This window comes from Acinetobacter sp. WCHA55 (assembly GCF_002165305.2).
Lineage (GTDB): Bacteria > Pseudomonadota > Gammaproteobacteria > Pseudomonadales > Moraxellaceae > Acinetobacter.
Window position 1 is genome coordinate 2,099,643 of sequence record NZ_CP032286.1, and the last position, 13,377, is coordinate 2,113,019.

The window sequence follows — 13,377 nt, forward strand, 5'->3', positions numbered from 1 at the left end:
GTTTCAAAAGTAATATCTTAAAAAAACCGCCTCACGGCGGTTTCTTCATTCTCAAAATCACATCTGCAACGTATAACCCAAAATCAAAAAGATCAATTGCAAGCTCAAAATCACAGCAAACAACTTCCATCCTTTTTTACGCAATGCAGACTTATCGACTGCTTCGTATGTAACTGTTTTAATCATGTCATCACCTCATACATGAGTGTTGATACTGAAATTGTTTAGTGATCCATCTTTCTTCTATTTTGCATGATATTTGTGCATTTATTACACAATATCACTTTCACACAAATATAAAAGCAAAATCTAAACCAACATCAGCGGGAGAAATAAAAAATTAAAAAACAAAAAAGACGTTTCAATAAAAAAGCCACCCGAAGGTGGCTTTCAAAACACTGACTTCAGATTAACCAATGAACTTACGTGCATTGCGGAACATACGCAACCATGCACCGTCTTCAGTCCACTCTTCTGGCTTCCATGAATGCTGTACAGCACGGAAGTTACGTTCAGGGTGCGGCATCATAATCGTTGCACGACCATCTTTCGATGTAACACCTGAAATCGCTTCTGGTGAACCATTCGGGTTCATTGGATAGTGCTGAGTTGGATTCCCTTGACTATCAACATAACGCAAGATCACTTGATGACCTGTATTTAATGCAGCCAAGTTATCCGCGCTTGTCACCACACGACCTTCACCATGTGCAACTGCGATCGGCAGGATTGAACCTTCCATACCTTCTAACAATACAGAGTTCGATTTTTCAACACGAACGTTAACTGCACGTGCTTCAAACATCTCAGAAGTGTTGCGATGGAAACGCGGCCAAGCTTCAGCCCCCGGAATCAGTGGAGCCAATTGCGACAACATTTGACAGCCGTTACAAATACCAAGAGAGAACGTTTCGTCACGGTTGAAGAATTTTTCAAATTGGTCGCGAAGTTTCGGGTTGAACAAAACTGATTTCGCCCAGCCACCACCCGCACCCATGACATCACCGTAAGAGAAACCACCACACGCCACAAGACCTTCAAAGTCATCTAGGCTGATACGACCTGCAAGTAAGTCGCTCATGTGCACATCTACAGTGTTAAAACCAACTTTGTCGAATGCCGCAGCCATTTCAACATGACCATTTACGCCTTGTTCACGTAAGATCACCATGTTTGGACGACGTTCGTTGATATACGGTGCTTCAATTGGCTCATTCAAATCAAATGTAGGTTTTGCAATAATACCTGCATGTGATTTGTCCGTGATCAATGCAAATTCTTGATCCGCTGTTTCCACATTATCACGTAGACGTTGAATCTGATGTGACACTTCAGTCCACGCCACTTGCAAGTCTGCACGTTCAAGCACTAATCCATTTACAGTCAACTGATCAGTATTGTTTACCGTACCAATCACCGCAATTGCATCACGTAATGTAGATGCCGCAACTTCGTCTGCAAGTGTTGCCCAATCAGATGCGCTGATTTGAAGCACTGCACCAATTTCTTCTGCAAATAGACTTTCAGTTGATTGATCTTCTAAAGCCACACCGAGACGTGCTGCAAACATCATTTCCGCAACAGTTGCAAGCAAACCACCATCACCGATGTCGTGGTAAGCCTTAATTAAGCCACGGTTGTTCCAATCTTGAACCAAGGCAAAGAAAGCTTTGAAGTCATCAAAACTATCCACATCAGGTGTCACTGAACCAATCGCTTTATAAACCTGAGCAAGGATCGAACCACCTAGACGGAACTGACCTTTCGAAAGATCAATACGAACCAGTACTGATTCTTCATTTTTCAATTCAGGTGTTAAGGTTTTACGCACATCAGTCACAGGAGCAAAGGCTGTGATTACCCCTGACATCGGTGAAGTTACTGACTTATCTTCGCCTTCATCATTCCAAGTAGTACGCATTGACAATGAATCTTTGCCCACTGGAATTGCAATACCGAGTGCAGGACACATTTCCATACCGATGGCTTTTACACCTTCGAATAAAGCTTGGTCTTCACCTTTTTGCCCTGCCGCCGCCATCCAGTTTGCAGACAATTTAATGTCACTGATCTGGTCGATTTTTGCAGACATAATATTTGAGATCGACTCTGCAACCGATAAACGTGCAGATGCCGCAGGATTTAACAATGCAACAGGTGGACGTTCGCCCATCGCCATTGCTTCACCTGTGTAACCTTGTAAGCTTGTTGTCGTCACTGCTGCATCTGCAACAGGAACCTGCCAACGACCTACAAACTGATCACGTGCAACCATACCTGTAATTGAACGGTCACCAATGGTGATCAGGAATGATTTCGATGCAACCGTTGGGTTTTTAAGTACACGGTAAATCGCATCTTTCAAATCTGTGACTTTAGATGCATCAAAGTCATCGCCTTGACGTTCAATCGTTTCATACGAACGGCTCATACGAGGTGTACCACCTAGCATGACTTGCATTGGCATATCCACGGCTTTGTTATCAAACAATGGATCGTTCACTGTCAATTGACGCGCTTCAGTTGCTTCACCTAAAACAGCAAACGGACAACGTTCACGTGCACAGATTGATTCAAATAATTCTAAAGAACTTGGTCGAATCGCCAACACATAACGTTCTTGCGCTTCGTTTGACCAGATCTCCATTGGAGACATGCCTGGCTCAAGCGATGGGATCTTACGCAAATCAAGAATTGCACCCAGTTCGTGGTCATTCACCAGTTCAGGCATTGCATTTGAAACACCACCTGCACCCACGTCATGCACAGACACGATTGGGTTGAAGTCTTCCATACGCCAGCATGCATCAATCACTTCTTGGCAACGACGTTCCATTTCAGGGTTTTCACGTTGTACAGAAGCGAAGTCGAGGTTTTCACCCAGTTTACCACTGTCCACAGAAGATGCCGCACCGCCACCAAGGCCGATCAGCATTGCAGGGCCACCAAGAACGATCAGTAAATCACCCGGTTGAATCGCATCTTTTTCCACGTGGTCTGGACGGATATTACCGTAACCACCCGCAATCATAATTGGCTTATGGAAGCCTTTCACATCGCCATTCACGTTTTGTTCAAAAGTACGGAAGTAACCGTTTAACGCAGGGCGACCAAACTCGTTGTTGAACGCAGCACCACCCAATGGACCTTCAATCATGATTTGAAGTGGCGATGCCATACGAGATGGTTTACCGTAGTTTTCTTCCCAAGGCTGTTCAAAACCCGGAATATTTAAGTTTGAAACCGTAAAGCCTGTTAAACCTGCTTTTGGTTTACCACCACGACCTGTTGCGCCTTCATCACGAATTTCACCGCCCGAACCGGTCGCAGCGCCCGCAAATGGCGCAATCGCTGTTGGGTGGTTATGCGTTTCCACTTTCATGAGGATGTGAGCAGCTTGGCTCTTGTATTTATAAACGTGGTGACCCGTCGCTTCATCTTTCTTCGGATAGAAACGCTGAGTATCAAAACCAACAATCACCGAAGCATTGTCTTTATATGCTGACAATACATCTGTCGGTGATTCTTTATAAGTATTTTTAATCATTTGGAACAATGACAATGGCTGTTTTTCACCATCAATTGTCCATTCAGAACCAAAGATTTTATGACGACAGTGCTCAGAGTTTGCCTGAGCAAACATCATCAGTTCGATATCGTGTGGATTACGGCCGAGCTTGTTAAAAGCAGCAACTAAATAATCAATTTCTTCATCAGAGAGTGCAAAACCAAACTCAGAGTTCGCCTTCACTAAAGCGTCTTTACCCTGACCTAAGATGTCAATTGCATTTAAAGGCTTTGGTGCTGTTTCAGAGAACAAAGCAACCGCGTCTTCAATTTGATTGAACACACTTTCAGTCATACGGTCATGCAAAACTTGTTTTACTGCATCCGATACTTCAGAAATACCCTTTAAAGTAAATAAAACACCGCGTTCTAAGCGGTGTATCGGGGTGTTACAGTTTGCAAAAATATCCGTTGCCTTTGATGACCACGGCGAAATTGTACCTACACGTGGCGTCACAAGGACTTGAACTTCATCATTTGTCGCTTGGCGAACTTGGAAAGTTGCACCATCATTTAATAGCTGTAAAGCAGATTGCTGTTGTTGCTCGTCGAGCGCTTGGTCGAAAAGGTAAACCCATTGGCTTTCTATTGATTGAACAGAACTGATAGACGATAAACGTGTTAAAAGTTGTGTTTGCTTAAAAGAAGAGTGTGCAGGTGCACCGGCAACGATAAACATGCTGTTTTTGGCTCCACGGGCAGGTCTAGACAACCTACCTCAATGTGACTTGAAGAGAGCGCATATTCTACTGTGTATTGCCAAAATCAGCTAGTCGTCTACGACTTAAAAAAGTGAGATTTCTTTGTTTTAAAAGATCAATTTACTTTGACTTTAAAAATCAAACATGATTAGTAACAAATGTTTTAAGGGATAAATTTCAAAGATGCCCGAGTTTTAGGCTTTGATTCGATTTTAAAAACCATTGTCAATTGATACTCAAGTTACAAATAAAGAAGTTGATAGCCTCCTTGAGAACAAACAGGACTGCTTTAAGATGCTCTATTGATGAAAATTTAATACCGCATAAATTAAAAGACAACTTATGTCGCAGCCCTCTAGAGCTCGTCACACTTTTTTGGCATGATGAAGCCAAACAATCACTGAATAACGATAAATGATGCAAATGCGTTGGTTAGAACTGCTCTCAACAGTTCGTATTGGAAGTAAAAAACAAAATACCGAATTGGCACGTAGCCCATTTCACAAAGATTATGACCGAATTATTTTTTCCCAAAGCTTTCGCCAACTGAACCGAAAAACCCAAGTCCATCCACTGACTCAACACGATGGCATTCATACTCGTTTAACCCATTCACTCGAAGTCTCCTGCATTGGGCGCTCGCTCGGCATGCTCGCAGCGGAAAAAATCAAAGACGAACTACCAATGTGGATTTCCCCTGCCGATGTTGGAGCCATTATTCAAGCGGCTTGTTTAGCACATGATATTGGCAACCCACCGTTTGGTCATGCAGGTGAATATGCCATTCGTGAATGGTTTGATGATGCATCACATGGCAACTTTTTAGAGAAACTTTCAGTAGAGGAACAAGCCGATGTGCGTCAGTTTGAAGGCAATGCCCAAGGTCTGCGTCTACTGACTAAAATTGACTATCATCCTAATGATGGTGGCATGCGTCTAACCTATGCAACGTTGGGAGCTTACTTAAAATATCCATGGCTATCGAAAACTATCGAATCACAAGGCGATACCCCCGCCAGTAAACGTGCCAAATTTGGCTGCTATCAGGCAGAAAAAGAAATCCTGCAACAAATCGCAGAGCAACTCGGACTGATTCAACTGGGTGAATATCATTATTGTCGCCATCCGCTGACTTATTTACTTGAAGCAGCAGATGATATTTGCTACGCCCTGATTGACCTTGAAGATGGCATCATTTTAAACATGTTGTCTTATGAAGAAGTTGAACCAATTTTTTTAAGCTTGCTTGGTGAATATAGTGCACCAGTAGAACTCTCTATGCCAGATACCACGTGGCAGCAAAAAATTGCAGCGTTACGCGGACGGGTAATGAAACGTCTGGTTGAAGAAGTCACATCTGCTTTTGCCAAGCATCATTTTGAAATTTTAAGTGGACAACTGGCTGGCAGTTTATTGCAATACTGTGCTGCTGATATTGAGTTAGGCATTAATCGTGCTAAGGATTTAGCTCGCGATAAAATATTTGAACACCCGCAAAAAGCTGGTTTGGAAATTATTGCTCATCAAAGTTTGCAAAATATTTTAGATGCCTTTATTCCGCTCACTACACCGCATAAAACCTTAAGTTTTAAAGAGCAGCGCTTAATGGCCATTTTATGTCGTTCTGGTGCACACTTTGGCAGTAACCATTATGAAAATATCATGCAGGTCTTAGATATTATTTCTAAGTTTTCAGATCACCAAGCGTATAACTTGTCTCAAGAGTTACAAGGCAATAAAGCTGGATTGATTTAAACTTGTCATCAGCATCCAATTTGATGATAAAGCCATCAATCCGAGCTCAATTTTTCGTGAGTCTTTTGCCTTTCTGCGCAATGCTCACTACTATGCAACCATTGATAAAAAAGTGAATCACACAACATGATCGGATGTCTTATTGGTGAAGTCTTCGCACTAGAAGCACCCACCGTACTTTTAAATGTAAATGGTGTCGGTTATGAAATTGATACACCACTGACGACCTTTTGCCAACTACAAAAAGGGCAGAAAATTACCCTATGGACGCACCTTGCCGTGCGTGAAGATGCTCAATTGCTTTATGGTTTTTTACATCAACAGGAAAAACTGATTTTTCGCACCCTGCTCAAAGTGAACGGTGTCGGTCCAAAAATGGCTTTGGGTATTCTTTCCACCCTCAGTGTAGACATGCTGATTCATACCGTTGAACATGAAGACATCAACACCTTGGTTAAAGTCCCTGGTGTCGGTAAGAAAACCGCTGAACGCCTGATGATTGAACTGCGCGATCGCTTTAAAGCGATGTCTTCAGGCACAGCGCCAAGCAACTCAACCGTTGAACAAATCCAGTTCACAGGCAACTCTGCCGTTGCAGAAGCCGAAGCTGCATTGCAGTCTTTAGGGTACAAACCTCTAGAAGCACAAAAATTGGTGAATGCAGCCAAAGGTGATTTCACTGAAGCAAGTGACATCATCCGTGCAGCACTCAAGTCGATGAATAAATAACAATGTCCAATAATTTTGGATACACGCAGGCGACATGGATGTCGCCGTTAAACTGTGCTACAAGGATGTAGCATCAGTTTAACAAATGGGTTTTGTCACTTTTGCCCAGTCAAAAGTGAAATTGCCTACACAAAGGCATAAAAACCTAAAAGATTTTTGAGGCTGTGAGTTAATCCACCTCGAATGACTGTAAAGAGATAGATTTAACCCATATGCAAGACCGTCTCATCGGTGGTTCCGAAAAACCCGAAGATCATATTGATCGTGCCATTCGTCCAACTTCACTCGATGACTATATTGGTCAGCCTGTCGTCCGTGAACAAATGGAAATCTTTATTGGTGCAGCCCGTGGACGTGCGGAAGCACTGGATCATACCCTGATTTTCGGCCCACCCGGTTTGGGAAAAACCACACTCGCGAATATTATTGCGCGTGAAATGGGGGGAAATTTAAAGTCAACTTCAGGACCGGTGTTAGAACGTGCCGGTGATTTGGCTGCCATGCTGACCAACCTAGAAGAAGGCGATGTACTGTTTATTGACGAAATTCACCGTCTTTCCCCTGTAATCGAAGAAATTCTATATCCTGCCATGGAGGACTACCAACTCGATATCATGATTGGTGAAGGTCCTGCTGCTCGTTCCATTAAATTGGATTTACCACCATTTACTTTGGTGGCTGCAACGACGCGTGCGGGCCTACTGACGTCACCCCTTCGTGACCGTTTTGGCATTGTGCAGCGACTGGAGTTTTATTCAGTTCAAGATTTGACCCATATTGTTACCCGCTCTGCCAATTTAATGGATGTGCCGATTACGCATGAAGGCTCGGCAGAAATTGCCCGTCGCTCGCGTGGTACACCCCGTATTGCCAACCGACTCTTACGTCGCGTACGTGACTATGCACAAGTGAAAGGTACAGGCGAAGTGACACAAGACATGGCACAGCGCGCCTTGGATATGCTAAAGGTCGATAAAGATGGTTTAGATACCTTAGACCGTCGCTATCTAAGTATGCTGCTTGAACGTTTTGATGGTGGACCTGCCGGTGTAGAAGCCCTAGCCGCAGCTATGGCGGAAGACTCAGGTACTTTGGAAGATGTCATTGAACCTTACTTAATTCAGCAAGGTTACGTCATGCGTACTGCGCGTGGACGGATTGCCACCAATATGGCGTATTTGCAGTTTGGAATGACACCGCCCGAACCAAAAGAAAAATGATTTTTAAGGGAGATTTATTCTCCCTTTTTCATTTTCTCTAATCTCAGTTTTGAGGAAAGGCTTGATTTAAATTGCTGAATATTCAAGATGACTGATATTCCCTTTTATACCTTTAAATCCATTAAATATACCTATATGGTTTTTGCCTTCTTGAATTACGAATGGCATGTTTTACAGCTCAAATAATTATAGTTCACAAGGCTGTGTATTTCATGAAACGCTTTCCATTATCCTATTTTTTTGCCTCGCTTTTATTGGCTAGTCCATTGAGTTTTGCCGATTGGATTGATACAGCTGTCGAAAAGAATGAAACACGGACTATTCAGCTACGCCAGAACATTCACCAACATCCTGAGCTAGGCAATATGGAAGTGAATACATCTAAACTGGTTCAAATGGAACTTAAGTCCTATGGCATAGAGGTTAAAACTGGCTTTGCAAAAACTGGAGTACCCTAAGTTCGCAAATCAGATACAGAGCAAATGGAAGCTGCAAAATGAAAAACGCTAATTAAAATCCTATGAAAAAGGTGATCACTCAGGATCACCTTTTGATTATGTATATGGTCTAAACCATCGACCAATTCTATTCTGATCCTCATCATCGACGCTGCAAAAAGCTAAAGCTCCCTCACTTCTTACACCAACATCAACTCACACGCTCTAGAACTAGGAATTAATCAAGCGCAATATCTGAAAGGTAACATTCAATCTGCAAATATTGAGTTTCATACAGAGGATTTACAGGAAATAGCGTACATCTTGTCTTCAATTGAGATTGAACATTAGCGATTATCCAAAGAGCTATTAGCACTTGAGAGTCAGTAATTTTGCTCATCAATAAGTAATAAAAGTAGCCCTTTTCATCACATTGAATGTTGATCGACCAATGACTACTTTCAGAAATATTCTTTATTCGAGCTATTCTTAATATCAAAACTTAAATGCATATTGGATGCGATATCAGAATAAGAATTCAGATTTGTGGTGTTATAACTGCTCTAATCACCTAAGCGAGAAACAAAAGTCATTCATTTGCGAACGACTTCTAATATATCTCCTAGATGATTAAAGCAGAACAATCAAACTAAAACTTACCGTTTAGCAACAATTATGCTTCCCAAAAGAGTAACAATATCCATCAAATTATCGCACTCTGGTAATTTCTGGTGGGATATAGTTGCCTGCAAGTACTGATTCTTTTGGACCGTACATTCTTAAAATCATCCAGAATTGGCCGGGCTCACCACTTGGAAGCCAATTGCCCTTTTGCTCTTTTGATAGCGGTTGTTCCTGAACGAAAATATCAATCGAACCGTCGGCATTTTTAACTAATGACGGTGTTCGATCGCCAATCGCATAGCGGTTGATAGGATTGGCTTTTAATTGATTTTCAGGGCGGCTGTAAAGGGTAATTGACCAAAAGTAATTAACGGGCGGAAAATTATTCGCAGAAAAATGGATTTTATATTTTCGACCACTGATAAGTGGTTGGTTTTCATTATCTAAGAATGCAGGAAGATATAATGCTTCCTCCGCTTTATTGGCACCATAGCCCATCATAGCGACAGTTGACGCAAGCAGACGATCACTGCCGTATGAACCTAAAAGCGTGGTAAAACGCCAGCTGTTTAATCCCTTACCTCGCTCCATACCATGCATTGGCACGCGTTGAAAGGCCATTTTTGCGGCTTTTTCTAGTCCTCTTCGTTGAGCGGCAGTTAATTTTTCAGGATCAAAGGTCAAATTCGGGCCAATACCTAATCTGGAGAATTGTTTTACCACTTCTTTATCGGTATCACGCACGCCACCAAATGTCCAGGCACGATTTAAAAGAGTGTAAAAATCAAGTGACTGCCAAATTGGATTATTCAGCTTGGGATTAGGTACTGGTGTTCCCTTCTTGGTTTTAGCGTAAATTGCATTTTTATTCAGCGGCGTGAGGGTAAGGCGCTTTAACATCGCAACGACGGGTTGAATATCTTCGGGTGTTTCTGGCGTAACAACAATTCGTGCTTGTAGAAATACACCATTGGTTGGCGCTTCAAATGTTTCGATAACATTTGGAATTTCACCGTGCCATCCCTTAGGGACATAAGCATAACGACCCGGTTTGGAATGAACGCGAGTGCCAATATAAGCAAATGTATTGAGCGCCCAATCCGTTGCCTGAATGACCATATAGCGATTTGGGATTTCAGGCACGTCAATAATGATAGGTCCCTGACTTAAGTCCAACCATGCAAGACCATAAACCGTATCGTTATTCGGCGTAAAATCGATGGCCGAGTCGGGAGTGGCAAGGTTAGGGTAAATATTGAATTCATTAATCGGTGCATTTAATGGCGCTTCTGGATGAGTATCCTTTTCCATCAAAATTTGCGAGCGGGCGTATACCACACCCGTCGTATACGCCTCATAGCCTAATGCTAAGGCTTCAGCTTCGGCTACGTCATCGTCCATGGGAAGAGGCAAGTTAACAACACAAGAGGCTTGATTGACGCCACTTATCAGCAGCAAACATCCCAGCTTATTTCTAAGGTTGGCGCTACTAATTAAAACAATAATGAGCAATATCAATAAAATACTGCCTATCATAGCTAAACGCTTAACTATGCTGTTTTTTATAAGATTCATTATATTCCTTTAAATATCATCCAGCTTAAATGGCATAATCAGCAGCAAGTTTTATCTCAATAAAGGCCCCAAACCCATACTGATTGCTGCAAATAATGCTTTTACTGGCAAGAAGCTTCCCTGTTTAAGTGTTCCATTTAGCACTATCGCCAACTGGCTCCATCACTTATACAAAAACTGACGATCGCGATACTACCATTTATTTAACTTAATTAGCGCGCAAGGATCTATATAAATTGGCCAAAGCAAATGGAAGCTGAAAAATGAAAAGCTAATTAAAATCATGTGATAAAGGTGATCATTCGAAATCACCTTTTGATTATTTATATGATGTAAACCATCGAGCAATTCTCTTTTGGTCCTCATCATTGGCATCGCAAAAACTAAAGCTCCCTCACTTCTTCCACCAACATCAACTCACATGCTCCATCACCCGTATCTTCGCGACTGAGTGAGCTGCGCCACGTCCAGCCATCGGTTGCTTTAACTTCAACCAAATGCCCTTTCAGATAGATCAGATCATCCTCATCAATCTTTGCCAACTGTTTGGCAACAGTGCTATTGGCTGGAATTAAATGTGTATTGGCACTCTGCGTTTCAATGTCATGTCGAGGAATGGGTGGCTGATTCTCATAACGCCAGTAATACCAGCGATTGCTTTGGCGTATTGAAAGCTGTTTATAGACGGCAGGATCAGCCATCGCGCCCCACCCCAAAGCGAAATCGACAGGACTGATTTCAGCTTCACGTCCCGAATGGTAATCTTCCCGTGATAAAACCCGAAATTGCCCTTCATAGTTCGCAAGATTGGTCATGGTATAACCATTAAAGGTTTGCACATCTGTACTAATACGTTGATAGTCCTGAGCACTCTCAACATTGGTGCTAGGTTTCCACCAATAAAAAATGCCTAATACAATGACAATAATCCAAATTAAATAAGCACGGCGACTCATCTTTCCCCCAATCTTTCAAACTGAAATTCACATTTTTAATTCTTTATTCTATCCCCCATCAGTTTTCAGATTGAAATCTTGTGCCATTGGACGGTCATCTCAAACTGCTAAACTTCAAGGCATTAACAGCCCTTAACTTAGACCAAGAATCACTGCAATTCCTCCCTGCAGTTTTAAATCATCTTGGACTTTGCAACACAACATTAAATCTAGACATGGAACACTATCATGGCGAATAAGTTCGAATTTCAGATTCGTGTATATATTGAAGACACTGACGCAGGTGGTATTGTCTATCATGCCAACCATATTCGCTTTATGGAACGTACCCGCACCGAATGGTTACGTGCCTCTGGTGTAGACCATTACTGGCACCAAAAAGACTACAACTTCGTGGTGCATAAAATTAATGTCAAATATCAACGTCCAATCCTCATGGATGACTTAATTACTGTTACAGCAAGTGTAGTTTCGTGTAAAGCTACGTCATTTGTATTGCAACAAAATATTTATCGTGGTGAAATCTTGTTGGCATCTGGCGAAGTTGAATTGGCGTGTATTAGCGCTGAAATGCGACCACGTCGTTTGCCAGATGAAATTCGCGATCTAATTCGTAAAGAGTTAGAACAAATCTAAAAAATCTCGGCTCCTGTGTAACTATGGCAAATCAATTAGAATCCACACTTCACGTTTCAGACCTCATTTTACAAGCAAGCCCAGTCGTACAATTGGTAATGCTGGCTTTACTTTTGGCCTCGCTGTTTAGCTGGTATCTGATTGCCAAGTTACACATGAGTTATAAAAAAGCACAGGCAGACGATGACCATTTCCAAAAAATCTTTTGGTCTGGTGCCGAACTCAATACGCTGTATAACAATGCTCAACTTAACTCCAAACGTGTCGGCCTTGAGGATATTTTTTATCAAGGTTTAGGCGAGTTTTTAAAACTAAAAAAACGCAATGCTGCTCCAGCACAAACCATTGAAGGTACAGAACGTATTTTACGTGTAGGGCTAAGTCGTGACCAAAGCCAACTTGAACAAGGCTTAGGCGCTTTGGCCAGCATTGGTTCTGTTGCCCCTTATGTCGGTTTATTTGGTACTGTTTGGGGCATCATGAATGCGTTCATTGGTTTAGCTGACGTAGATCAAGTCACCCTTGCAACAGTTGCACCAGGTATTGCTGAAGCTCTTATTGCTACAGCGATTGGTTTATTTGCAGCGATTCCTGCGGTATTGGCATTTAACCATTACACTGGAAAAGGTGAAACAGTTTACTCTGATCGTGCTTTATTTGCAGAAGAAATGGTGGCGCTATTACAACGTCAGTCTTTGGGTGAAACTAAGGAACATGACTGATGGCAATTCAACGTTCAGGACGCTTCGAGCGCATTAAGAAACCACTAAAAAGTGAGATGAACGTCGTCCCATATATTGACGTCATGCTCGTATTATTAGTGATTTTTATGGTCACCGCCCCCATGATTACCAGCGGCATCAATGTCGATCTTCCTCAGGCCAATGGCAACCCTATTGAATCAAAAGATGCACCTGCAATGGTCAGCTTAGATAAAGAAGGTCGCTATTTCCTTAAATATAAAACACATAGTTCTGCTGAACCTTTGGCTTTATCCGAATTGACGTCTATTTTAAGTGAAGCACAGCAACAAGCTCAGGCTGAAAATAAAACTTTAACCGTGGTTGTGGAGGGTGAACAGACACGCTCTTATGGCGAAGTCATGTCACTCATGAACAGCCTACAAGAAGCGGGTCTCAGCCAAGTTGGATTACTCACAGAGCCATTAAAGTAATTT

The 13,377-nt window shown here is 42.2% G+C and carries 10 protein-coding genes and 1 pseudogene; 7 read left to right on the forward strand and 4 right to left on the reverse strand.

From position 1 onward, the window contains the following. Positions 1–57 precede the first annotated feature (57 nt). Complete coding sequence (locus tag CDG62_RS19750; protein ID WP_265936510.1) at positions 58–186, reverse strand: KGW motif small protein; 129 nt, start codon at positions 184–186, stop codon at positions 58–60. Positions 187–409: 223 nt separating this feature from the next. Continuing rightward, positions 410–4,246 carry a phosphoribosylformylglycinamidine synthase gene (purL, locus tag CDG62_RS13010; RefSeq protein WP_087526935.1) on the reverse strand — a complete coding sequence of 1,279 codons (3,837 nt, stop codon included), beginning with the start codon at positions 4,244–4,246 and terminating at the stop codon, positions 410–412. Between the two features lie 436 nt (positions 4,247–4,682). Here purL and CDG62_RS13015 point away from each other — a divergent pair, with 436 nt between their 5' ends. The 4 genes and pseudogenes from CDG62_RS13015 to CDG62_RS13030 form a co-directional block, all read left to right on the forward strand. Beyond that, positions 4,683–6,023 (forward strand): deoxyguanosinetriphosphate triphosphohydrolase, encoded by a 1,341-nt coding sequence (locus CDG62_RS13015; RefSeq protein WP_087526934.1) that lies wholly within the window; start codon positions 4,683–4,685, stop codon positions 6,021–6,023. 126 nt (positions 6,024–6,149) lie between these two features. Continuing rightward, the gene (ruvA, locus tag CDG62_RS13020) at positions 6,150–6,752 is read left to right on the forward strand and encodes a Holliday junction branch migration protein RuvA (protein WP_087526933.1); all 603 of its coding nucleotides are present in this window, start codon (positions 6,150–6,152) and stop codon (positions 6,750–6,752) included. A gap of 212 nt (positions 6,753–6,964) precedes the next feature. Then, entirely contained in the window at positions 6,965–7,972 is a 1,008-nt protein-coding gene (ruvB, locus tag CDG62_RS13025) for a Holliday junction branch migration DNA helicase RuvB (RefSeq protein ID WP_087526932.1), read from the forward strand. Between the two features lie 212 nt (positions 7,973–8,184). Beyond that, positions 8,185–8,424: pseudogene (locus CDG62_RS13030) on the forward strand (amidohydrolase); the annotation flags it as partial. 693 nt (positions 8,425–9,117) lie between these two features. On the opposite strand, the gene CDG62_RS13035 reads toward CDG62_RS13030, so the two are convergent. Further along, positions 9,118–10,608 carry a DUF1254 domain-containing protein gene (locus CDG62_RS13035; protein ID WP_087526931.1) on the reverse strand — a complete coding sequence of 497 codons (1,491 nt, stop codon included), beginning with the start codon at positions 10,606–10,608 and terminating at the stop codon, positions 9,118–9,120. A gap of 383 nt (positions 10,609–10,991) precedes the next feature. After that, positions 10,992–11,564 (reverse strand): hypothetical protein, encoded by a 573-nt coding sequence (locus tag CDG62_RS13040; protein WP_087526930.1) that lies wholly within the window; start codon positions 11,562–11,564, stop codon positions 10,992–10,994. Positions 11,565–11,792: 228 nt separating this feature from the next. Here CDG62_RS13040 and ybgC point away from each other — a divergent pair, with 228 nt between their 5' ends. From ybgC to tolR, 3 genes are read left to right on the forward strand one after another with little or no spacing between them, the layout of a single operon-like run. After that, a complete protein-coding gene (ybgC, locus tag CDG62_RS13045) occupies positions 11,793–12,200 on the forward strand; it encodes a tol-pal system-associated acyl-CoA thioesterase (RefSeq protein WP_087526929.1) in 408 nt (135 codons plus the stop codon). A gap of 23 nt (positions 12,201–12,223) precedes the next feature. Beyond that, positions 12,224–12,922 (forward strand): protein TolQ, encoded by a 699-nt coding sequence (gene tolQ, locus CDG62_RS13050; RefSeq protein WP_087526928.1) that lies wholly within the window; start codon positions 12,224–12,226, stop codon positions 12,920–12,922. Beyond that, positions 12,922–13,374: a protein TolR gene (tolR, locus tag CDG62_RS13055; RefSeq protein WP_087526927.1), complete on the forward strand. Its 453-nt coding sequence runs from the start codon at positions 12,922–12,924 to the stop codon at positions 13,372–13,374. Before tolQ ends, tolR begins: the two co-directional genes overlap by 1 nt. Positions 13,375–13,377 lie beyond the last annotated feature (3 nt).